Source organism: Candidatus Krumholzibacteriota bacterium, from assembly GCA_034520215.1.
Taxonomy (GTDB): Bacteria; Krumholzibacteriota; Krumholzibacteriia; order Krumholzibacteriales; family WJIX01; genus JAGHBT01.
Window position 1 is genome coordinate 1,468,978 of sequence record JAXHNR010000001.1, and the last position, 22,711, is coordinate 1,491,688.

The window sequence follows — 22,711 nt, forward strand, 5'->3', positions numbered from 1 at the left end:
TAAATATAAGAACAATTAATTGCTAAAGTTATCGAGACCGGTATCAAAACCATCCTGGCCCGAAGAAATGTCGTTGATATTACCTTTTCCTTTATCCGGCATGCATCCGTTGGCATAATCATCAGCATCTCCGCCAAGAAGGTTTCCCGTCTCTGCCCAACCATCTTTTACAGTCTTCTCTTCAACATAAAACCGCTCGATAATTCTAATCGCATAACGGTTGAGAAATGTCGAGATTGAATTGACTCCGTAGAAACCGGCAGTTGGTGTGGCTGACACTGAAGAGGAAAGGAGAATAACAACAAGAATGGCACCGCATAATATTTTGGCTTTCATAGCTCATCCTCCTTCTTTGAAGCAGCAAACGCTCCAAACTCCCTAACAACCCCTCTCACCTACTATGAAGTTTAACCCTTTACTCTGCAGTGGTCAAACAAATATTCAATGAAAAATAAGAAAACAGCATGATTTAGAGTCTTTATCTGAAAATTTAAGAAATCAGTTAAACCTACCCCCCTTCCGTATAAGATATTACTTCAATCCCTGTAATCAATGCTGTATTTCTCAAGTTTTTTATACAAATTACTCCTCTGCATACCAAGCATACGGGCTGTTTTTGAAATATTGCCCTCATACTTGCGCAATTTTCTCATAAGAAATTCCTTTTCAGTAAATTCCCTGAATTCCTGAAAATCATCAATGGAAAAAGGGTTATTCCGCAAATCACTATTACCGTGACCTGCTAGAAAAGATAAATCGCTCTTATTAATCTCTTTATCTTTTGTTAGTATACACAATCTTTCGATAAGATTCCTGAGTTCTCTAACATTTCCGGGCCAACTGTAACGCTTCATTATTTCAATCGCTGAAGGAGAAATCTTTTTCGCTGTAATTCCGAGCTCTTCACCTATCTGCTTCAGGAAGAAATCAGACAGAAGAGGAATATCGTCTCTTCTTTTCCTTAATGGCGGCACCTCTATAGGAACAACGTTCAGTCTGAAAAACAGATCTTTCCTGAATCTTCCCTTTTCAGCTTCCCCAACAAGGTCCTTGTTGGAAGCAGCTATAACTCTCACATCAACATTTATCTGTTCTGCGCCCCCGACTCTTTCAAATACAGATTCCTGTAGAACACGGAGAACTTTTGCCTGAGCCGAAAGGCTCATATCACCAACTTCATCGAGGAATAATGTTCCTTCATCGGCTAGCTCGAATTTGCCAATCCTTCTCGTTGTAGCCCCGGTAAAAGCCCCCTTTTCATGACCGAAGAGTTCGCTCTCTATAAGATCCTCCGGAATAGCGGCGCAGTTAACCTCTACAAAACTTTCAGAACTTCGGTCACTAAGCTCATGAATCTTTCTGGCAACCAGCTCCTTGCCCGTTCCATTTTCTCCGGTAACCAATACACGGGCGGCAGTCCCGGCAACTCTTTCTATTATACCGAGAACTTCCTTGACACTCTCGTCTTCTCCAACAATTTTTGTTCTTCCTCCCACACGTTTCTTCAGACTTATATTCTGCCTCGTAAGCTTGGCCTGTTTTATCCCATTTCTTACCGTAAGAAGCACTCTTTCCATATCAATGGGCTTCTCGATAAAATCGAAAGCACCGAGTTTTGTGGCTTCCACGGCTGTCTCAACTGTCCCGTGACCTGAAACGATCACAACGGGAAGAGAAGGGTCTATCCTTTTAACTCGTTCAAGAACTTCAATCCCGTCTATCCCGGGCATTTTTATATCCAGCAGAACTATATCAACTACTTCGTTCTTTACAGTCTCGATCGCGCTTTTCCCGTCGGAAGCGGTCAGAGTCGCAAATTTTTCGTACGAAAGAAGTTTTACCAGTACGTCCCTTATGCTCTTCTCATCATCTACTATAAGAACCTTTTTACTCATTGAACAAAAACCTTTCCTCGAATACACCCCCGGAAATTAATACCCCCCAGCGAAGATCACGAGGCGTAACACTAATTTCATTTACTCCCAGGTGACTTATGATCGAGTTCAGCAACACAAGCCCCGGAATTAAAAGCCTGGCTCTCTCTAAAGTTACGGGAAGAAAACGATGCATGTCCCGTAATCTTTTACTCTTGATCCTTCTTGTCATCAGGAACAACTCTTCAGCAATTATACTATCATTTTCAACAACGCAGGGCATTCTCTTTATAAATCTTAGAACAAGAGCGGAACTTACAGCTGTGCCCCCCGTAGCAAGAATTCTAAAATTTTCTAACCCGGCGGGCAAGGAAGAAAGCCTCGAATCCATATAATCACTGCGGAAGGTAAAAGAGCTGATTGACTCAAAAAAGTTTCTTCTGAGAAATCGCGCTTCAAGCTGAACTGAAGCATCTCTCTGAAACGAGGCAACTCTGTGAGTACCAATTGGAATTTCTATATAATCATCGATCAAACCATCCTTACCCCAGGCAATTTCAGTGCTGGTTCCCCCTATATCTATTAGAAGCCCCTTCTCCCCTCCACCCAGAACAGAAGAAGCCCCTCTGAATCCAAGAGCAGCTTCACCTGTTTCTGAAAGTATATAGACAGGAGGTGAGACATTTTCCTGAAGATGGGATAGAACTTCATGGGCATTATCCGCTTTCCTGAAGGCGTTTGTTCCAACTATAACGGGTCTGTCACAACCACTTTCAATAGAAAGATTAACAAATTCTCTTAAATATTCGGCGGCAACGCTCATCTTATCCGTTGAAATCAATCCTCTATTCTCAACTTCATCCCCCCACCCTATGTATCTCGAATCTTGATAAAGAGGTTTAATTTTTCTGCCGCCTGTATCCTCTTCTATATCCGCGAGCAAGAGTCTGAAATAGCTGCTCCCCAGATCTATGCAGGCCGATATACCAATTTTATTTCTGGACAAAAGCTTCCTTTTCTCTTTCATTTCATTAAAAGGAGTAGAGATTGCGGAACAAAAACATAAAGAATCTCTCAATCAAGGAAATCTCTTTAATCATAGATGAACTTGGAGAAAAACGCCACAGAAAAACCCAGCTGCTCAAGTGGTTATACCAGAAAAGGGTAACCAGCTTTTATGATATGGCGAACCTGCCCCTTGAACTGAGGAAAAGGTTCGATGACTTATTTTCAATTACATCACTCCGCTTAACTGAAAAAGTAAGATCTCAAGAAGACGCAAGCATAAAATTCCTCCTTGAATGTGAAGATAAACTTGTAATTGAAACTGTTCTCATGGAGTTCGAAAAGCATCAAACTATCTGCATCTCCAGCCAGATTGGATGTTCCCTGGAATGCGCTTTCTGCAGAACGGGAAAGAACGGCCTTGAAAGAAATCTGCGGAGCGATGAAATCTTAAATCAGATTATATTCATGAAAGACAACTATATACCGCCTCGAAGGAGATATAATATCGTTTTTATGGGAATGGGGGAACCATTTCTTAATTCCGGCAATGTATTCAGGGCGATAGAGATTCTAAACAACCTGGATGCTTTCGCGCTGGGGGAAAAGAGAATTACAGTAAGTACAATTGGTTTACCCGATAAAATAATCAAGGCCGCTGAATCGGACCTAAAATTCGGATTGGCCGTTTCACTGAACGCGACTACCGACAGCGTCAGAAGAAAAATAATGCCTGCTTCGAGTAATATAGATGACACACTTTCCGCGGCCGAGAAATTCGCCGAATTAAAAGGAACACGCACTACTCTGGAATATGTCCTCCTTAGAGACGTAAATGATTCCGACAGTGACGCGAAAAGACTGGCGAAAATAACTTCCGGAAGACCATTTAAAATTAATCTTATCCCTTTTAACAGATGGGACAGCTGCAAATTCAGCAGACCTGATGAAGAAAGAATCAACAGATTTATCGAATTACTACTTCCTAGAGCGCCTGCCGTAACCGTCAGGAGAAGCCGCGGGAAGGATATAGGCGCGGCCTGCGGACAACTCAGCTGGAAAAAGAGGAAGATGACATAAGCAGTTTTAAATTATCTTATAAGAAGCATTTTGCCTGATTTGACATATTCTCCGGCGCGGATCGTACAGAAATAGACACCGCTTGCCGCTTCAGCCCCATTTGATGTTCTGCCGTCCCACTTAATCCTCAGATCAGTGCCGTCTGTTCTTCTTTGACCCAGATTTTTTACAAGAGCTCCATCGACGCTGTAAATTCCTACATCAACTGTCGAGTTATTGGCGGCAACCTCTTCGGCAAAAAGTATGTTTATAGTTGTTGACGGATTAAAAGGATTTGGATAATTCGAAATTGATACCGCGCCGCCAGAGTAAGCGACCCTCGAGTCAAATCCCTCGCCCTCGACAAGTGAAACAAAGAATTCTTTCAATCCGTCAACATCCTCCGGCAACGCGAGATCCGGATTCTCAATCTCTCCGGAATATCTGGAAAGTATCCCTCCAAACATATATCTGAAATCTTCCGCGAATATCTCGGCAGGCCTGTGGTTATGCTCACTCAGGTCATCATAATCCGTGTCGCCGTATATACCGCGGAGCGAAAGATAATCCCGCCATTTTTCCTTATTACTTTTCGGAAGATAAACATTCTGAAAACAATGCCCGAATTCATGAGTTACAAAAAAGGCGCTGACTTGCCGCTGCAACTCATAGACTCCGGGGGTAAGGAAGATCTTATTGCCGCGGGCAGTGCTTCTGAGAATACCCCTCCTGGGAAAAGGAAGCAGATAGACCTCTACTTTTATATCCAACATTGTTCCGTCGAGGTCAACTTCTCTCAGCGCGGCGGCTATATCCTCTTCGCTGTGAGAATAAAATATGCCATCACCTTTACAGGCTATCGAGGGATCCGACATGTCATCTATAAGCTCATAAACCCATCCCTCCTCAACTGTAAGAATCAGGTCCCCATCTTCATCCCTTTCAGTCATTTCATCAATTATTGTCCGGCTGGAATAGATTTCAGCCTCAATGCCGTTATCGAATGAATAAATGCGGGGTTTTCCCCACACGGCGGAAGAGAAAATAGCAGCTATAACTACAGCGTTAAATACAGCAGCTATTGATAACCTCTTGTCAGGTAACCAGTTCATACAGTCATCTTCCCAAGTAGAACCTCATATACTCATCTACAGTTCAAACCGCTTACATAACGGCATATTACTGTTGTGCAACAGATATACCTCCATTCTTCATATATAGAACCCCCGCACCTCCACCAGAAGATCAAAACTTATGCCGTGGGATTTAATTGCTGTATTTATAGTTATAACAATGTGTTATAATAGCATGAGGTAAAATGATCAAGATCCGGATTGCTTCGCGTTATCTTTTTTCTTTATTCCTGATTCGAGCTCAACAAAAAAAGTGGGGAATATCCCCCGATACTGACCGGCGTCACATAGTTAACCAGGATTCGATATTAGCCGCCGTATAAGGGAGAACCCCTCTTTTAAGGTAAGGACTGTTATCAAGGGTAAAATCCCCCAACACCCGCTACATCTTATCTGGACTTCGGGATAATACCTGCCGCGGGGTGGTTAGTAAAAACATACTGTCATGAGATTAGAATTTCGTGCCTGACGTCAGATAAAACGCGCTGTGGCCATGTCTGTCGGAGGCAATTTCAAATCTTACAATATCCTGTATTGGCGAGAGAACTTCTATTCCCCCGCCGAAGGTAGAATGAAAAATAGAAGTGTTGAAATACTCAAATCCACGAGAGAGCGCCCCAGTGTCTATAAACGCTATGGCATTTATACTGAGATCGAACTTTCCAATTCGGGAAATTTCAAATACGTTTGGACCATAAATATTCTTTCGCCACTGCACCGTGCCGAGAATTTTAGCCGTACCCCTCATATCTTCAGAGTACCCCCTGAGGTCTGAATTTCCGCCCAGCTTCATCTCATAAAACCCGGGCAGTGAACCCTCGTAGTTATCAGCTCTTACTGCTAAGATCAATGTTCCCATCTTACCGAATGAAGTGAAATTGCTGGTGGAAAAACTGAAGAATGAATATTCCTGATCCAGACCATTTACCGATAAAACATGCTTCAAGTTAACCCGCGCGTAAACTCCCTCTGTTGGAACTATCCATGTATTTCTGCTGTCGTATGTCAATCGCATACCTAAAGTCAAAATATTCTGTCTGTAATATGTCCCCTCGGGAATTGACAACCTTGAATTTCTAGCCTCCATGGATATTGTAGGTGTCAACCAAATTTGTTCAACAAGATCTTTCGTCAGCGGCAACCCGAGACTGAACCTGACGCCGTTTTTTTCCTTTATAAAATCAGCATACTCGGGCTCGTCAAGCCTTCTGTAATTGAAAAAATCAAAACGCAGCCTCATCCTTTTGCCAAATACCCACGGAATGAACCACGAAGCTGATCCGCCATGCTCTTTATCCCTTCTCTTCTTAAAAGAGGCGGATATTTTTTCGCCAAGTCCGCGGAAATTCTTTATCCTCCATCTGACCCCGTATCTTATCCCCTCTTTGAAATGATAATCTAAGACAGGATAAGGATATTTCATGAATAAATTGGGTCTTTCATCCACCTTTACAATAACACGGCATCTATTTTCTATTATATTTTCGACCGATATATCCACGCTCGAGAAATACCCCATACCCTTGAGGTAGGAGGAATCTCTCTTTATCAAATCAGGGTCAATTCTCTCACCCTTCTTTGAAGCCATTTCCCGGATTACCGCTCTGCGTTTTGTCCTTTCATTCCCATAGACAATTATTGTGTCTATTACCTGTCCGGTAAAACCGTCCAATTCATTAGCTTTATTCTCCAGGCCGTTGGCGCTCAACCCATCCCTGGCGAGTCCGCGCGCGGATACGCTGAGTTTTTTTCCGCTCGAAGAGCAGCTTCCCTCTCCCCCGGACTCTATTGAGACGGAATATTTACACATCGGCGGACGCGATTGACAATAAGATATCGATGGTATAAAGAATTCAAGAAATACCGGAAGAAATAGATATAATCTTATAGCATTGCGCCGAAATTCCATACAGTCCCGCTCTTTAAATTATCCCTCAATCACCAACTCTGAAAAATAGTACGCAAGAGGCGAACTGTAAAGAATTGTCTCTTTTACTCCTCAATCAGATCATCAGATCCGTGAGCCAGAGCTCCGCCTTTTGAAAGTACAAAAGCGCCCACTCCGATAAGAATAGCTAGAAAGACTATAAATTTACCTATTATCCCTATCGGCATTCTCACAAATGTAAATACCGGCACGACACTCATCAGAGAACTTAATAACCCCGGCAGTTCAAGGATAAAGAGCCCTATCAGTCCCTTAAGGTATATCGAATCGCGCGCAACCTGCATCTTGCCGGCAACTATATTTCCAAGGGCAAGGGCGGCCACAAAATAGCAAACAACCAGCAGAGCAAGATAGGATAAAAACAGAAGCAGAGAGAGCGGAATCCCTATGATTGTTATTGCAAGAATAATCGCCGCTATAAGAATCACGATCGAGCCGAAAAAGATTATAAGAACACCCACGCCGAGAGATTTGAGGAAAGAGCCTGACACGTAAGAACTACTCTTCTTCATTCTTTCCGGCATGAAGTAGAAAACTATTAATAAAAGCAGAACTAGAATGGTAAATTTGGCAATCTTCGCGATAACCCTGAAAATACCTCCGCCGAACGGGAAGAAAGCGACTCCGGGGAAAGAAAATCCATCTCCTCCAACACCCGATCCGACCGTGACAGTCTCGCCTCTGACTCTTGCATTTTTGTCTTTCGACAGATTCCCCATAACACAGACAACATCTCCATTAACAACAGCAGAAGGACCAAGGTCAATATTGCCGACAACACAGACCACGTCACCCCTCACCTTGCCGTCGATTGTAACCCCCCCTACTACTGAGACAACATCGCCCTGAACAAGTTGATAGTCCTCTATCTTAATTTTGCCGCCGATCCTGACAAAGTCATCTTTTTTCACATCACTGTATTTATCTTCATCCCTGTATGTGAAATCAATAGAATTGGCGCTTCCATCGTAATTAACATCCAGAGAAATAGAATCAGGAATTGATTCAACTCCGGCCTTGACCATAGCTCTTATCTTATCCTTTGAATCAGAATTCAGGATAAATTTGTCCTTCCCGTCGGAATGTATCTTGATGCCGTCATCAGATATGGATATCTTCACGGATTTCTCCGTTTCTTTCCCTTCTTCATCCGCGTCTGTTGAATCTGAATGCACTTCAACGGTGTTCAAAGTAAAAGCCGGAATAATCCCGGAAATCTGTTTAACCTCGCCGGAATCAAAATTCATAAAGACCATTACCGCGATGGTTAAAATTGCCTTGATAATCGATATGTTAAATAAAGCTGACATGGAACTCCCCTTTCTGCCGCGTTGAACGTAACACTCTTGTAATTGTTAACACAATCAGAGAAACCAACAGAAACACAGTCACTAAATAAACTCCGGAAATTTCTCCGATTATTCCCTTTGATTTTCTTAGCAGTATAGTCGCCGCCAGAAGAAACTCCGGATCAGAATTAAAATAATTAACAAGAATTTCAAAAACAGCGCTCGTTTGCTTGACAAAAACGTAAGCCGATGAAGAAACAAACCCCGCAAAGCCCTCTAAAACAGATATCATATACATAAAGACGGGTCTGAAAATATACATAAATAGAGCGAACGCGGCCGTTACAGCCGAGGCAACTCTTATATATCCGGGCAGGATATCTAATCTGCGGGTAATCTCGCTCAGGAACCCGGAAAAAAGATTCTTCCTGTACTTCCGAATATTGACATTAGCCATCACCTTATCGTTAAAACCCTCCGGCGGTTGATAAATTTCGATATTTTCAAACGCCGAAAAGAGTTCTGAGTAACGAGCGTCAATCGCCCCGCACTTTTCACACTCGGCCAGATGCTTTTCGTACTTAGCTTCCATGGCGCGGTCAAGTTCACCGTCGTGATATTTTTGTATCAACAGACTGAAAAGGCGGCAATCCACTTCCGGTCACTCCTCTATTGAAATATCCCCACTCGATGTTTCAACGATTACTTTCGATTCTCCGTCTCTGACGACACCTGATACATTGTTCCTCGATACATCGCTAACATCTATAGGTAAATTCAGTTTAATATTCCCGCTTGTAGTGCTGGCTCTGAGAATAAATCCCCTTTTAAGGATATCATCAAATTTCAGCGCTACTGAACCGCTCGAAGCTCCCAGTTTATAATCAACCCTCTCGTCCGAGGGGGAAGCTTTGATAAAAATATCCCCACTGGCGCATAGAGCTTCGACCGCTCCGGTAACTCCAAAGATATCAACCGATCCGCTGGTTCCCTTTACTGTCGCGGACCCCCGGGCATTATCAACTCTAATATCACCGGAAACTGTTGTGATAACTATATCTCCTTCAACATCAACCAAATCCAAATCTCCGGAAGTTACCGACACATCCACATCCCCCTTCACTTTTTGGGCCGAAATGTCACCACTGACTGATTTTACGACAATCCTCCCGATATTCTCAGCTGTAATATCAGCGCTGGAAACATCCACTTCAAGTCTTCCATTTAGATTTTCAGCTTTAACATCTCCGCTTGATGTGGATATTCTGGCGTTCAAAAGAATATTCGATAACTCGACATCGCCCGAGGCAGTCATAACCGAAATCTCCATAGATTCCGGCACACGAATTTCAAGATCCATTTCAATTTCCGCCCCAAGACCGAACAAAAGGGAAAAAATATTTTTGTCCTTAACCTCGTCCTCAGGAAATTTTGTCTTAAATTCTATCAAGCCGTCCTCTCTGATGACTTCAACATCGAGTTTTTCCGAAAGTTGGTTTGCTTTCTTTTCATCGGCGGCTTCTACTTTTCTTCTGATATTAAGAACAATCTCCTCTAATTCAGGTTCGGCGGAAATATATATGTCACTCCGGCTCGCCGTAACTTTCAAACTCTTCTCTCCATTAAGAAGAACTACCCTTTTTTCGGTTTTCTCATATTCGAATGAAGAACAGGCGGTATTACTAGAGACTGCCAGGACAACTGAAAGAAGCGTCACTACCTTTAATATTCTTAATTTATCCCTGATCATAATTCTGTTCCTTTCAGCTTATGATTCCGCGGTCGCTTAGAAAATCAACTATCATTTTTCTACCTCTGTGTATTCTCGCTTTAACAGTGCCAAGGGGGACTGCAAGCATATCTGATATTTCCTCGTATGACAGCTGCTGCTGATGTCTTAGAATTATTATAATTCTATAAGGCTCGGGAAGCATTCCTATCGATTCTTCAAGGGCTTTCATCTTTTCGGAAACCTCCGTTTTCCTTTCAGGTCCAATCTCTTTAGAGACTAGCTGACGCTGCATTGTACCATCCTTACCCTTAATGGGCTGATCGGTGGAAAGAAGTCTGTTCCTCTTCTTCTTACGCAAAAAATCGATGCAAAGGTTCGATGTAATCCTGTATATCCAGCTTGAGAAAGGAAACGCGGGATTATATCTGTCGAGCATATTGAAAACCCTGATAAAGAGATCCTGCGAGAGATCTTCCGCGTCATCACGGTTATTGACCATCCGCAGACATATACTGAAAACAGGTCCCTTATACTTGTTAAGGAGTATCTCAAAGCTCTTTTCATCCCCTTCCAGACATCGGTTAATTAATTTTATATCTTCCTTTTTCAACGCTACACCTTACATTACGAAAGAATCACAAATAAAGTTTCTAAAAAAACTGATTGCTCAGATAAAAAGATAGCAGGAAAATTTATAAGTTGGAAGTTGATTTTCCAAATTATTGACATCAAAGTTGTTATACGGATTGCCTGCTGGATACACAAAAATAAAGTAAATTTCGCTGAAAGTAGAAAATTAATTTACTTGACACCGTCAAAGGGCAAAATTAGACTTGACTTACGAGGTTTCACGGATTTACGGAGAAGCTGAATCACTGGGAGAAGAGATGACTGTTATAGAATTCATTTTAGCCAGAGAAGTATTGGATTCAAGAGGCAATCCCACGGTTGAAGTAGAAGTACTTCTAAACGGGGGCGCCTCGGGAAGCGCTATAGTCCCTTCCGGAGCTTCAACCGGTGAACATGAAGCGGTAGAACTAAGAGACGGTGACAAGAAAAGATATAACGGCAAAGGTGTTCTTACAGCGGTAAAAAAAGTAAATGATATTATATTCCCTGAAATTGCCGGTCTTGACGCCCTTGATCAGATATATATCGATGAATTAATGTGTCACCTCGACGGCACTGCGAACAAGGAGAAACTGGGAGCAAACGCCATTCTCGCCGTTTCTCTGGCGGTGGCCAAGGCCGCCTCAAACGCCCTGCAACTACCGCTCTTTCAATATATAGGCGGTATCAATTCCAAGGTTCTTCCCGTTCCCATGATGAACGTTCTAAACGGCGGCAAACACGCGGACAATAATGTCGATATTCAGGAATTTATGATTGTGCCTGTCGGCTCGGATTCTATCGGTGAAGCAATAAGATGGGGAGCGGAAACATTTCATGCACTTAAAAAGATATTATCAGAAAAAGGTTACGCCACATCTGTCGGTGATGAAGGAGGATTCGCTCCCAACCTTAAATCCAACAGGGAGGCTCTGGAGATAATTGTCTCGGCGATTGAAAAAGCGGGTTATAAACCCTACGAAGATATCGCGTTGGCCCTGGATCCAGCCGCCAGTGAATTCCAGCAAGGGGACGGCTACCATCTCGACGCCGAGAATAAGATTTTAACCGCGGGTGAGATGGTGGACTTCTACAAACAACTGGTTGACGAATTCCCCGTTATCTCAATTGAAGACGGACTTGGTGAAGATGACTGGGAAGGGTGGAAAGTGCTCAACCAGAGTCTCGGAAAAAGAATACAGATAATGGGAGATGACATTTTCGTTACGAATACCCAGCGGTTAAAGAGAGGGATCGAGGAAAAAACAGCTAATTCGATTCTGATTAAACTTAACCAGATAGGAACTCTTACTGAAACACTAGACACAATCGAAATGGCGAAAAGAGCGGGATATACAACGGTAGTATCTCACAGATCAGGAGAAAGTGAGGATGTCACAATATCTCACGTCGCGGTTGCCGTAAATTCAGGACAGATAAAAACCGGTTCACTCTCCCGCACTGACAGAATCGCCAAATATAACGAACTCATAAGAATTGAAGAAACGCTGGGTGAAACGGGAATATATCCCGGTCATTCAGCGTTTGCCTCAAACCAAAAACAGGTTTAACTTGCGGGAGTATATAGAGAATGAAGGGTTTCTGGGGAAATGAAAACAAATACTTAAGGATACGCTACAGCCAAATAAATATATCCTTCAAAATGACGATAATCCTCCTTGGCGTAGCGGGAGCTCTCATAATTATGGTCTTCACCGTAAGTGATGTCGGTTTTATCAATCTCTGGAAAGCTCAGAAAAAACTAGACAGAATGAAAAACGAAATAGAGATCCTCGAAAAGGAAACGACACTTCTCGAACAGAAAGTCGGAGACCTCAAAAACGATCCTTTCGCGCTTGAAAAGATCGCCCGCGAAAAATACGGATATATAAAGCCCGGCGACAAAGTGTTTAAGATAAAAATGATACCCGAGAGAAATAATAGTGCTCTTCCGTCGAGTTTTCTTGACATCAGAGGCAAGAAATAATAGTGTATATAGGAGTAAAAGATATAATGCGGGGTGGAGCAGTCTGGTAGCTCGTTGGGCTCATAACCCAAAGGTCACTGGTTCAAATCCAGTCCCCGCTACCAATAGCGATACCTCCCTGCCTGTCCGGGAGGTATCGTCTTATTAAATTTTATAAACTCTCACTTTATCGCATACTATTACAAATCAATCGGCTACTTTCAATCCGCGCTTTGAGCCTTTTCTTCGGCCTCGTCAAACTCATCCTCGAGGTCTTTCATGACATCCTTGTGAACGCTGTAGGTAAGCATCTTCATTTTAATATAATCTCCTCTGAAGAAATAATATCCGTGAAACTCTCCGTGTCTTGAGCTCCTGCCAGAATCCTTTATTAAAAACCAGTCTCTTCCATCCTTTTCCAGATAGCCCAGAAGATGAATGCCGTGGTCATCCGTTGTAGTCCCATTGTAGATCCTGAACTCACGTGAATCCTGGCTTATATATTCCTTCGGTATATCAAAATCCGGTATTATAGCGGAGTCTTCAAATCCGTCATATCCCGGCTCAGAGACATCTCCCCCGATGCAAACTGTATAACCATTCTTGGCGGCTTTCTTTATCCTCTTGTAGAATTCATCGAGCGGGAGGTTGTAATATGTCTTCGTGGGTCTCCAATTATCGGGAACATCAAATTCGCCGGGAAGATAAAAGGGCTCTGACAGAGTTGACATAACTTGGATATAATCGTCAGTTTCAACCTCTAAGACATCGTTTAGAAATTCCAACGGAGTAATCATTTCGCCTTCGAACAAAAACTCCCCGGGGGGTGTTCCCAAGTATTTATCTAGAATCACCCTGATATGAGCAATATTTGTCTCTTCGTCCCACGCTCCGGTTTCCTTTACAAGCTCGAGGTAGTCGATCATCTCCCTTCGTATCATCTTGTGATTATGCTTATCTCTTCCTTCTGTAAGTCCCGGGTATTCATCGAGAGGAACAATTCCGTACTTATCCCAGATAATAAAGAGACCGTCAGACTCGCCGCCCTGAGCGAATGGCTGGTTGCCCCTCTTATTAATATATCCCCTGGCTTTTTCCACGTACTCCCAGTACACAGTATACATCTCGGAAAGCTTTATCTTCCGGCCGGTTAATCTGGCAATCTCGGATTCCATAAAGGATGTTGTGCAGAAACACCAGCAGGTGCCGGTGTAGTACTGAGCAACAGGAGGATAATGAAAAGGCGCTTTGAACGCCTCAGGTGAATCCGGTTTATTTACATCGTCGAAATCAAATCTTATCTCTTTCTCGTTTTCTTCTTTCTTCTTTTTCTTATCCTCGAATTTCTTGTTTATTTCAGCGGTTATGCTGTCTCTGATAGCGGTTAAACTGTCCATTTCCTCTTTCATCTGTTTTATAACCGGATCCTTGTAGTCTTTTTCGTAACGCACATGGTCTTTGTCGTTATCGCCGAAAACAGCGGCGGGAGCGAGAATAGCCAGAACCATGACCGTTATGAGCAAACAAGCTCCATACGTTTTCATTCTATTACCTCCATCTGTCAGAAAAACGCCCCCGGGTTTATGCCCCCTTTCGCGAAGGGGGCATTTATTCCGGAAGCTAAAATTTTCAGCTTCTGTCGGGCCCCTCGGGCTTCTTTATTTCCCCGCGGGGCTTCTCCTCGAGCTTCTTGAGAAGATACTCAACAGCTCTTTCTATCATCGGTTCCCGGCCGGCCTGGATTAGAGCCGGATCATCGAATACCTCAAACCCCTCATCCGGGGACAAACCGACACCTTCAACGTCCCACTGCCCTCTGTTGTTTACAAAGGCGAAGCCCGGCACGGCGAAACTTCCGCCATCGATAAAATGAGGCGAATATCCGTATCCTATAAGCCCTCCCCATGTAGTCTCTCCAATCAGAGGACCAAGTCCGGCCTCTCTGAAATACGCTGGAAACGCGTCCCCTCCGGACGAAGAAAGACCGTTGATAAGCATCGCTTTTGGACCTTCATTAACTGGAAAGGGAAGAGGGGTTAGAGACGTGTTTCTCCTTGCCCAGTAGCTGTAAACCTTCCTCTTCATGATCTCAACCATATTATAGGGTGAATGACCGCCTCCGTTATACCGTTCATCTATAATCAAGGCTTCTTTGTTCATCAGGGGCTGAAAATTCTTGTAAAATGATTTGTATCCATCGTAATGGGTGTTAGGAATGTGCATATAACCTATTCTGCCGTCCGAGAGCTCATCTACCAGCGCGCGGTTTTCAGCAACCCATTTCCTGTATAGAAGTTTCAATTCACTTGCTACAGGCACTACTGTAATCTCGCGGGCACCCTTCGCGGAAGGTCTGTTATTGATCTTAAGCTTTACCTGAACCCCGACCTTGTTCTCCAGATATTTATAGGGGCTCTCCGCCGTGGTAACCTCTCTGCCGTCAATTTCGATAAGATAAGATCCTTCCTTTACGTTAAGTCCCGGTTCTGTAAGGGGCGATCTTTCAGAATCAAGCCAGTTAGCTCCTTTGTATATCTTGTCAATCCTGTAATGATCGCCGTCCGGCTTAAACTCGCAGCCCAGCAGACCAACCGGCACTCGATCAACCACCGGCATATCTCCCGAATAAACGTAGCAGTGACCGGCGTTAAGTTCTCCAATAAGCTCGCCGAGTATATAATCAAGGTCCACTCTCGCGGCAACGTGGGGAAGCAGAACTTCATACTTGTCATGCATCTTCTTCCAGTCAACCTTGTGCATATCGGGATCGTAGAACCAGTCGCGCATTATCCGCCAGGCGTCTGTATATATCTGTTTCCATTCCTCGGCGGGATCTATCCTCATCTCCATACCCTTAAAATCAAGGGCTCCGGCGTTTTTAGACTGGTCGGGAGCAAGTTCTGCTATGCCGAATGTTTTTTCAGCTCTATAGATAAACTTCTCGCCCCCCGCCGCGATCTCGTAAGCTGTCACATCCTCCATTACTGTTTTGGTTTCGCGGGTTTTGAGTTCAAACTTTTTAAGCTCCTTCGCTCCTGTTTCATCTGTGTATATAAAAACAAGCCCGCCTTTTACGGCCGCAAGACTACTATAGTGCTTGTGCTCTAAGGGAAGCGCGACAACACGGCCGGCAAATCCCTCCGCGTCGATAGATTCAATCTTAATTTCCTCTTTTTCCTTTTCCTTATCATCATCATCTTTTTCAACTTTTTCTTCATCGTTCAGGGGAGTAAGAGGCGACGGAGTCTCTTCAGACAACGTGCCGACATAAAGTCTGTCCTCCCACTCCTTGTCGGGATAAATAAAATCCCTCTGTGAAATAAAATATAAATACTTGCCGTCAAGCGAAAAGACCGGCTCTCTGTCGTTCGAGAAATCCCCCGTCAGCTTCATCGCTTTATTTGAAGAAAGTGAATATACCCAGATCGATGACATAAAGGTTTCAGACACCCTTGTATAACACAGCCATCTGCTGTCAGGTGAAAATGAATAATTGCTGATTCCGGCATAACGGCATTTATCGGCCTCTTTTCTTTTTCCACTTTCGACGTCAAGAACCCAGAGTCTGTTCTTCTTGTCCGTGTAGACGATCTTTTTGCTGTCGGGAGACCATTTCGGTCCTATAATCCACGAATCACTCTCCTCTGTTAGCTTCCTGGGGCTTCCGTCAACGTCCTTGGGCCTTATCCAAATCTCATAATCGCCGCTCTCCTCAGAGAGATAGAGAAGATATTTTCCATCGGGAGACCACTCGACATTCCTCTCTCTTATCCCTTCGGTTCGGGTTATGTTTCTGGTTACTCCGTGCTTTTCAGGAAGAGTGAATATTTCCCCCCTGGCGCCGAAAGCAGCTCTCGCTCCGGAAGGTGAAACAGTGAAACTCTCTATGTTCTCTTTCACATTTTTATAAACCGGCCTTACCATCGGTTTGTCACTCCCGAGAGTAATCTCTATCTTTTCCGTTTTATCAAGTTTTGTGTCGTAATAAAAGAGATAGCCGCCCTTTTCGAAGATTATTCTGTCCCTTCCCCTGCTGGGCCACAGGAGATCAAATTTATCATACCTTGTAACCTGCTTTATCTCTTCAGAGGCAATATCATATTTAAACAGATTCAGAGTTCTCTTGCGATCTGATGTAAAGTAGATGCTGTTTCCAATCCACATTGGAAAATTGTCAGTTCCGGTAAACTCAGTTATCTTCTGTGTCTTGTTTTCTTCAAGATCGTATATAAATACATCCTGCGCTCTTCCCGCCGTGTATCTCTTCCATGTACGGAATTCACGCGATTTTATGTCATACGCGATTCTTTTACCGTCGGGAGAAAGTGTCGCGGGACCACCCTCAGGTATCTGGAGAGCCTCCCTAAGACCGGGCTTCTCCGGATCTATAATATAGTACTTACCAACCCTCTTTCCGAACGGGGTACGGTTGCATCTTGCAAGTATCCGTCCATCCTGAGTCCAGTCGAGAATCATATAATCATATCCCCCCCTGGGCGGCATACGGCCGACATCGGGGTAAAATGTAAGTCTCTCCGGCATTCCGCCCTCGTAAGGGATCGTATAAACCTGCCTTGTGCCCGCGTATTCCCCTGAAAAGGCTATCGTGCTTCCATCGGGGGATATTTTCGGGAAAAGCTCAAGCCCTTCGGCAAACGAGGTTACTCTCCTCGCTCTGCCGCCTTCGGCAGACACAGTCCATATATCTCCGGCATAGACGAAAACAACTTTGTCGCCCATTATATGCGGGTAACGAAGCAGCCGCGCCTCTTTGCTCGCCGAATGCTTCGGCCAGAAAGAAGCAATAAGCATAAAAACGGCGGCTGAAACGAAGATTCTCTTAGAAAAACTCATCAGTCCTCCTTTTGTTAAATTCAGCGGGAATACTATCACAACAGATTTAATGAGTCTATAAATTTATAGAAATCAGCGGGGGGCGCTTTATTGTTCGGCGCTTTTTCTTAATTGAGAAGAATAGAAGAACAGATGCCGCAATCGCCGCGGAAATCAGAATAATCCCAAACCTCGTTTCCCCGAGCAGAAGATTGCCTGTCCCCACGAGCGCTGTATTCTGGGCGACTATTCCGAGAACTATTCTTGCGGCGGTGCGTTTAGCGTTCCCCTTACTCCCTGTCTCAGGGAACCGTTCCCGCACTCTCTTCCAGCCCGGACCTCCGGGTCTTACCCTTTTCCAGAACTTTTCAAGGTGTTTCTCACTCACAGGGCGAGTAAATAATGTGACCGCTATCCACACGGGAAGAGAAACAGCCACTGTAAGAGCGGTTGAATAGGGAAATTCCAGAAAGGCCCTTCCCGCCAGCTGCGGCATACCGGACAGCAGCCTGAAGGCCACGGTAGCTGAGAACGCGGTTACCATGGCTGCGATTTCAGACCAGGCATTTACCCTCCACCAGTACCAGCGCGCGATATAAACCGATCCTATACCCGCTGTCACGGATATTATAAACTTCCAGGCAAAAGAAATGTCATCTATCGTGAAAGAGACGAGCGCGCCCAAAACCGCTAAAGCAGCTATTATCAATCTCGCCGCCGCAACATATTGTTTTTCGCTTCTTCCGCGCCAGACAAAACGTTTCAGAAAGTCGTTTACCAGAAGAGAAGATCCCCAGTTCAGCTGAGTGTCAACCGTGGACATAAAAGCGGCGAAAAAGGAAGCGAGCAGAATGCCGAAAACACCCGGGGGAAGCATGGCTTTAATCATCATCGGGTAGTAGGTCTCGGGATCATCAACCGCCCCGAAAAAAGCCATTCCGCAAAGGCCCACAACGATCCACGGCCAGGGCCTCAGGCAAATATGAGCAATACTGAACCAGAGATAACCGAGGGCCGAATGGCGTTCATCCTTAGCGGCGAAGAGTCTCTGAGCCAGATAACCGCCCCCGTCAATAGTGTAGGAAGCCCACCATACTACAAGAATAAGAATCAAAAATTCCGTAAACGGACCGGTCTCTGTCAATCCGGAAACTTCCGGGATAATCTGAAGCACCCTTCCGGGCTCGAAATCCCCCCTTACAAGGCCGTTCTTTATCCCCTCGAGGCCGCCAACCCTTATATATGAAACTGCCGCCAGATACACAGACCCGCCCATGGCAATAACAAACTGCAGGAAATCCGTCATAACGACTCCCCACAACCCCGAAAGCACCGTATAGGAAACGGCTATCAAGAAAAGAATAAGTACAACAACAATTTCCGCATTAACTCCAAACAGCAGAACCCCGTCGTCCCAACCCATCACTGTTACAACTATCTTAGCCATCGCTTTCATTACCCATGCTATAACAAGCACATTCTGAAGCAGGCCGAACCATACAGCTCTGTATCCTCTGAGACCCGCCGCGACTTTTCCGTCGTACCTCAGCTCAATTAACTCCGCGTCTGTAGTTATCCCTGCCCTCTTCCACAACTTCGCGAAGAGAAAAACTGTCACCATTCCGCCTATCCCCCACTGCCACCACAACCAGTTTTCATATATGCCGCCTCTCGCGACAAGACCCGACACAACAAGAGGTGTGTCCGCCGCGAGTGTTGTCGCGACCATAGAAGTGCCGATTATCCACCAGGGAAGAGACCGCCCGGAAACAAAGAATTCTTCAGTGCTTTTAGACGCCCTTCTGGAGAGAAATATGCCGATTCCGAATATAAGCGCCAGATACAAGGCAATAAAAATTAGATCAGCCGCGGAAAGTGCCTCGAACATTTAGATCCCTTTTGAAAACAGACGCAATTTACAAGCATCCCATCATGAGGATAAATATTATTACTAACCAGCTGCTTTTCGTAAAGCTCTCCCTGAAACCGGCCGCGCGCGTTTTCCCTGATTTTCCGGGGAAATCAAAAAGAAAGAGAGCGGCGTTCTATGAACACCAATCACCGGCTACAGGTAAACTCAGTAAAAATATCTTCAAAGACAACTCATTATATACGCTTAATCAAGATTATGCCTGTATCGTCATCTAGAATGAAAGCTTCAATCCTACAATGAATCCGTATCCCGAGAGATCGAGAGAACCCTCATCGTATTCGTCTTTGTCATTTTTACTCCACGGTCCATAAGCAGGACCGGTAACTGTACCGCCGCCGCCAACGGGAATTTCGACTTCATCGTCAGAGATAAGAAAAACATCCGTTTCATTCCCATCCAGATCAGTGCCTGTTCCTTCAAACCCCTTAATATCAGCCCATCTTCCCTGAACTCCTATCTGGAGAGACAACAGAGGCATAATCGAAAATTCAAGCCCCGCGCCTCCATGCAGGCCAAACCCCGTTTTAGTAAGATCCGTGCTCTCCCATCCTGAGCTTACCTGATCTATATTTACAGAAAAGGTGAGCTTTGAGTAATACATCCCCGCTCCCGCGTATATATAGGGTTTTATGGGCATCAATGGAAGGGAGGGCTTGAAATAGGCGGTAACCGTTATCGGGTACACCCTTACATCATGTTTATATTCTCCGAGAATGTCTGTAGACAGGTCGGCACTGCCGTATATAATTCCAGCTCCGAACCCGGCCGTTATCATTGGAAACGGGGAATACATAATCTCTCCCTGAACTTCAGGAACCCAGTTCAGATTTTCCAATTCAACGTTATAGACTGCCAGGTCTTCGTTAGCAATATCTATAAAATCATTATAATCCCCGTAAGAGATATGGCTCAAGCCGACATTCAACCTGACGCCGGTATCTGAAAGTGCCGGAGCGCTCAGCAGCAAACTGATAAAAACTACAATTCCCGCAATCTTGAAATATTCGTTCATGTCTTCTCCTTACGATTCAATTAAAGTTACATTAACATTTATTTATCCTATTCATCTCCTTTATTAACCTCCCTTAATTTTCCGATATCCTCCTCTGATCCCACTACAAGCAGAGTGTCGCTGGATTTAATTATATATTCACTTGAAGGGACAAAAAAACTTTTCCCGGGTAATTCTCTTTTTATACCGATAACATTTATATTAAACTTCGTTCTCAGCTCAAGTGTCGCAAGACTCTTGCCAATGAAGGGCTCATCCGGCACAATTTGCGCCGCCATATAATCATCAGCCATTGGAAAATATTCGAGCATATTCGGATGAGAGAGGTTCCTGGCCACTTTTACCGCGATATCCTGCTCTGGATAAACCACATCACTTGCCCCCAGCCTCTTTAAAATCCTACCGTGATCTTCGTCAGCCGCCTTCACGATTATCCTCTTTACCCCCATCTCATTTAGATAGAGAGTTACGAGGGTGGCGGCGCTGGGATTACCCCCCATACTGACAACCACGGCATCCATTTCTTCAAGACCAAAAGTCTCTATAATATCCTTCTGAGTAGCATCACCCACTATGGCCTGCGAGGAACATCCACGCGCCTTTTGTACCTTCTCTTCATTAACATCTATAGCTATAACGTCATGTCCCTCATCAAAGAGAGCCTTTGTGACACTGTATCCGAATTTCCCGAGACCTATAGTAGCAAACTTCTCCGCCATTGTTAAACCTTCCTCAATTTACGGTCCTCGATTCTATCCAATCATTACCTTTTCTTCCGCGTATTTATAAGCTATTTCTTTCTTCCTTCTTATGACCACATAAGCGATTGTCAAAAGACCCACACGGCCGAGCAGCATTAAAACAATAATAACAAACTTTCCGGATATTGTAAGCGAAGACGTTACTCCCATAGAAAGACCGACGGTAGCAAACGCTGAAACCGCTTCAAACATATAAGTCAGAAAATATTCTTTTATACTCTCATTCGGGCCGCCCTGAGTCACAAGGAGTATCAATAAACCGGCGCCCACGGTAAGAACCGCGAGAATAAATATGGCGAGAACTCTCGAAACAGTTTCATCGGACAGTGTGCGTTTCCAGTAGGAGACAGAATCCATCCCCTTGATCTTACTTTTCATTATAGCAAAGAAAACCGCGAATGATGTCGTCTTGATTCCGCCGCCGCAGGAGCCGGGGCTTGCTCCGATAAACATCATCATAAGTATTATAAAGAGTGTTGCCGCTCCCAGGGAGGGAATATCCAGAGTGTTAAATCCCGCCGTCCTCGCTGTTATTGATTGAAAGAACGACGCGAGTATCTTGCCGCCGGTAGACAGCTCCGCTAATCCCGATCTTCTTTCCAGCAAATAGATAAATAAAGCTCCCGAGATGATCAGGGCAGAGGTCGCCGTCAATACCATTTTTGAATGAAGAGATAATATAAACCTCTCCTTCGATTTTCTTTCTTTGAATCTGTTTATGAATTCATATATAACCGGAAATCCCAAACCCCCTATTACGATCAGCACCATCACAACAATATTCAAAAGGGGGCTGCCGCTATCTTCCATAAAACTGGTTGTAAAGAGTGAAAAACCGGCGTTACAAAACGCGGAAACTGAATGGAATAAACCGGCAAAAACGGCCGAGGACCATCCCATGCTGCCGTTCCAGTGAACAAACAGCAAAAGGGCGCCCGCGGCTTCGGTGATAAAAGTAAAGAGAAAAATAGACTTCAGAAGGTCTCCCACATGACTTATAGGCGCCGCGGAAAAGGTCTCGTTAATAGCCCATCTGCCCCTGATACCCAGACTGCGTCCCAGAAAGATAAACAGAAAAACTGAAAAAGTCATAACGCCGAGTCCGCCGAGCTGAATTAGAATTAGTATGACCGATTTTCCGAAAACAGAAAATCGCGTGCCCGTATCAACGACGATAAGGCCTGTAACACAAATAGCCGATGTAGCCGTAAAGAGAGCGTCAACTAACGGCAGTCTTCCGGAAACAGACGCCTGAGGGAGTGAGAGAAGAACCATTCCTATCAGAGCCGCCGACAGATAGCTGAAAATAACAAGATAAGCAGGGTGCACCCTCTGAAGTGATCTCCTCACTCTTTTCTCTCTTTTCCCACTATGAAGCATCGCTGTCCTTTTCGTATCTTTTATCAGCATTATACTCTTTAAAAGACTATACCCTTTATTTAAAGCAAGTACATCAAAAATAGTCAAGTTGATAGTTAAAGTGGAGTTTCCCCAATTTTTATAACCTATAAGGTAGTCGATGATTTGTAACAGTATGCGGCTGATTGATATTTTCAA

18 protein-coding genes and 1 tRNA gene are annotated in these 22,711 nt (G+C 44.3%); 4 read left to right on the plus strand and 15 right to left on the minus strand.

Going from position 1 to position 22,711, the window contains the following annotated elements; translation table 11 throughout:
• Positions 1-15 precede the first annotated feature (15 nt).
• The 3 genes from U5O15_06225 to U5O15_06235 form a co-directional block, all read right to left on the minus strand.
• Entirely contained in the window at positions 16-336 is a 321-nt protein-coding gene (locus U5O15_06225; protein ID MDZ7860249.1) for a hypothetical protein, read from the minus strand.
• Positions 337-536: 200 nt separating this feature from the next.
• The gene (locus U5O15_06230; protein MDZ7860250.1) at positions 537-1,895 is read right to left on the minus strand and encodes a sigma-54 dependent transcriptional regulator; all 1,359 of its coding nucleotides are present in this window, start codon (positions 1,893-1,895) and stop codon (positions 537-539) included.
• Positions 1,888-2,880, minus strand: coding sequence for a hypothetical protein (locus U5O15_06235; GenBank protein ID MDZ7860251.1), 993 nt, complete (start codon positions 2,878-2,880; stop codon positions 1,888-1,890). Before U5O15_06235 ends, U5O15_06230 begins: the two co-directional genes overlap by 8 nt.
• 41 nt (positions 2,881-2,921) lie before the next feature.
• Between U5O15_06235 and rlmN the strand changes: the two genes are divergently transcribed.
• Positions 2,922-3,959 (plus strand): 23S rRNA (adenine(2503)-C(2))-methyltransferase RlmN, encoded by a 1,038-nt coding sequence (gene rlmN / locus U5O15_06240; GenBank protein ID MDZ7860252.1) that lies wholly within the window; start codon positions 2,922-2,924, stop codon positions 3,957-3,959.
• 11 nt (positions 3,960-3,970) lie between these two features.
• Here rlmN and U5O15_06245 read toward each other — a convergent pair whose 3' ends face one another.
• From U5O15_06245 to U5O15_06270, 6 genes are all read right to left on the minus strand, one after another.
• Positions 3,971-5,050, minus strand: coding sequence for a T9SS type A sorting domain-containing protein (locus tag U5O15_06245; GenBank protein MDZ7860253.1), 1,080 nt, complete (start codon positions 5,048-5,050; stop codon positions 3,971-3,973).
• A 472-nt stretch (positions 5,051-5,522) separates the two neighbouring features.
• Complete coding sequence (locus U5O15_06250) at positions 5,523-6,881, minus strand: BamA/TamA family outer membrane protein (protein MDZ7860254.1); 1,359 nt, start codon at positions 6,879-6,881, stop codon at positions 5,523-5,525.
• A gap of 182 nt (positions 6,882-7,063) precedes the next feature.
• Positions 7,064-8,329, minus strand: coding sequence for a hypothetical protein (locus U5O15_06255; protein MDZ7860255.1), 1,266 nt, complete (start codon positions 8,327-8,329; stop codon positions 7,064-7,066).
• On the minus strand, positions 8,313-8,963 hold the full coding sequence (locus U5O15_06260; GenBank protein MDZ7860256.1) for a zf-HC2 domain-containing protein: 651 nt from the start codon (positions 8,961-8,963) through the stop codon (positions 8,313-8,315). Before U5O15_06260 ends, U5O15_06255 begins: the two co-directional genes overlap by 17 nt.
• Positions 8,964-8,969: 6 nt before the next feature.
• Positions 8,970-10,058: a DUF4097 family beta strand repeat-containing protein gene (locus tag U5O15_06265; GenBank protein ID MDZ7860257.1), complete on the minus strand. Its 1,089-nt coding sequence runs from the start codon at positions 10,056-10,058 to the stop codon at positions 8,970-8,972.
• A gap of 13 nt (positions 10,059-10,071) precedes the next feature.
• Positions 10,072-10,650: a sigma-70 family RNA polymerase sigma factor gene (locus U5O15_06270; protein ID MDZ7860258.1), complete on the minus strand. Its 579-nt coding sequence runs from the start codon at positions 10,648-10,650 to the stop codon at positions 10,072-10,074.
• A 277-nt stretch (positions 10,651-10,927) separates the two neighbouring features.
• Here U5O15_06270 and eno point away from each other — a divergent pair, with 277 nt between their 5' ends.
• The 3 genes from eno to U5O15_06285 all read left to right on the plus strand — a co-directional run bounded on the left by eno (position 10,928) and on the right by U5O15_06285 (position 12,740).
• Positions 10,928-12,220: a phosphopyruvate hydratase gene (gene eno / locus U5O15_06275; GenBank protein MDZ7860259.1), complete on the plus strand. Its 1,293-nt coding sequence runs from the start codon at positions 10,928-10,930 to the stop codon at positions 12,218-12,220.
• Positions 12,221-12,240: 20 nt separating this feature from the next.
• Positions 12,241-12,636 (plus strand): septum formation initiator family protein, encoded by a 396-nt coding sequence (locus U5O15_06280; GenBank protein MDZ7860260.1) that lies wholly within the window; start codon positions 12,241-12,243, stop codon positions 12,634-12,636.
• 27 nt (positions 12,637-12,663) lie between these two features.
• Positions 12,664-12,740, plus strand: a tRNA-Met gene (locus U5O15_06285).
• A gap of 96 nt (positions 12,741-12,836) precedes the next feature.
• On the opposite strand, the gene U5O15_06290 is transcribed toward U5O15_06285, so the two are convergent.
• The 6 genes from U5O15_06290 to U5O15_06315 form a co-directional block, all read right to left on the minus strand.
• Positions 12,837-14,159: a C1 family peptidase gene (locus tag U5O15_06290; protein ID MDZ7860261.1), complete on the minus strand. Its 1,323-nt coding sequence runs from the start codon at positions 14,157-14,159 to the stop codon at positions 12,837-12,839.
• Positions 14,160-14,244: 85 nt separating this feature from the next.
• Positions 14,245-17,469, minus strand: coding sequence for a PDZ domain-containing protein (locus U5O15_06295; GenBank protein ID MDZ7860262.1), 3,225 nt, complete (start codon positions 17,467-17,469; stop codon positions 14,245-14,247).
• A gap of 55 nt (positions 17,470-17,524) precedes the next feature.
• Complete coding sequence (locus tag U5O15_06300; GenBank protein ID MDZ7860263.1) at positions 17,525-19,336, minus strand: sodium:solute symporter family protein; 1,812 nt, start codon at positions 19,334-19,336, stop codon at positions 17,525-17,527.
• A 256-nt stretch (positions 19,337-19,592) separates the two neighbouring features.
• Positions 19,593-20,393, minus strand: coding sequence for an outer membrane beta-barrel protein (locus U5O15_06305; protein ID MDZ7860264.1), 801 nt, complete (start codon positions 20,391-20,393; stop codon positions 19,593-19,595).
• 47 nt (positions 20,394-20,440) lie between these two features.
• Complete coding sequence (locus tag U5O15_06310; protein ID MDZ7860265.1) at positions 20,441-21,112, minus strand: TrkA family potassium uptake protein; 672 nt, start codon at positions 21,110-21,112, stop codon at positions 20,441-20,443.
• A 33-nt stretch (positions 21,113-21,145) separates the two neighbouring features.
• Positions 21,146-22,711, minus strand: a complete 1,566-nt coding sequence (locus U5O15_06315; GenBank protein ID MDZ7860266.1) for a TrkH family potassium uptake protein — start codon at positions 22,709-22,711, stop codon at positions 21,146-21,148.

Coding starts and splice junctions, on each gene's coding strand:
- U5O15_06300 (MDZ7860263.1), bottom strand. CDS start 19,336: ATGTTCGAGGCACTTTCCGCGGCTGATCTAATTTTTATTGCCTTGTAT.
- U5O15_06280 (MDZ7860260.1), top strand. CDS start 12,241: ATGAAGGGTTTCTGGGGAAATGAAAACAAATACTTAAGGATACGCTAC.
- U5O15_06290 (MDZ7860261.1), bottom strand. CDS start 14,159: ATGAAAACGTATGGAGCTTGTTTGCTCATAACGGTCATGGTTCTGGCT.
- U5O15_06265 (MDZ7860257.1), bottom strand. CDS start 10,058: ATGATCAGGGATAAATTAAGAATATTAAAGGTAGTGACGCTTCTTTCA.
- U5O15_06255 (MDZ7860255.1), bottom strand. CDS start 8,329: ATGTCAGCTTTATTTAACATATCGATTATCAAGGCAATTTTAACCATC.
- U5O15_06225 (MDZ7860249.1), bottom strand. CDS start 336: ATGAAAGCCAAAATATTATGCGGTGCCATTCTTGTTGTTATTCTCCTT.
- U5O15_06310 (MDZ7860265.1), bottom strand. CDS start 21,112: ATGGCGGAGAAGTTTGCTACTATAGGTCTCGGGAAATTCGGATACAGT.
- eno (MDZ7860259.1), top strand. CDS start 10,928: ATGACTGTTATAGAATTCATTTTAGCCAGAGAAGTATTGGATTCAAGA.
- U5O15_06305 (MDZ7860264.1), bottom strand. CDS start 20,393: ATGAACGAATATTTCAAGATTGCGGGAATTGTAGTTTTTATCAGTTTG.
- U5O15_06295 (MDZ7860262.1), bottom strand. CDS start 17,469: ATGAGTTTTTCTAAGAGAATCTTCGTTTCAGCCGCCGTTTTTATGCTT.
- U5O15_06245 (MDZ7860253.1), bottom strand. CDS start 5,050: ATGAACTGGTTACCTGACAAGAGGTTATCAATAGCTGCTGTATTTAAC.
- U5O15_06230 (MDZ7860250.1), bottom strand. CDS start 1,895: ATGAGTAAAAAGGTTCTTATAGTAGATGATGAGAAGAGCATAAGGGAC.
- U5O15_06250 (MDZ7860254.1), bottom strand. CDS start 6,881: ATGTGTAAATATTCCGTCTCAATAGAGTCCGGGGGAGAGGGAAGCTGC.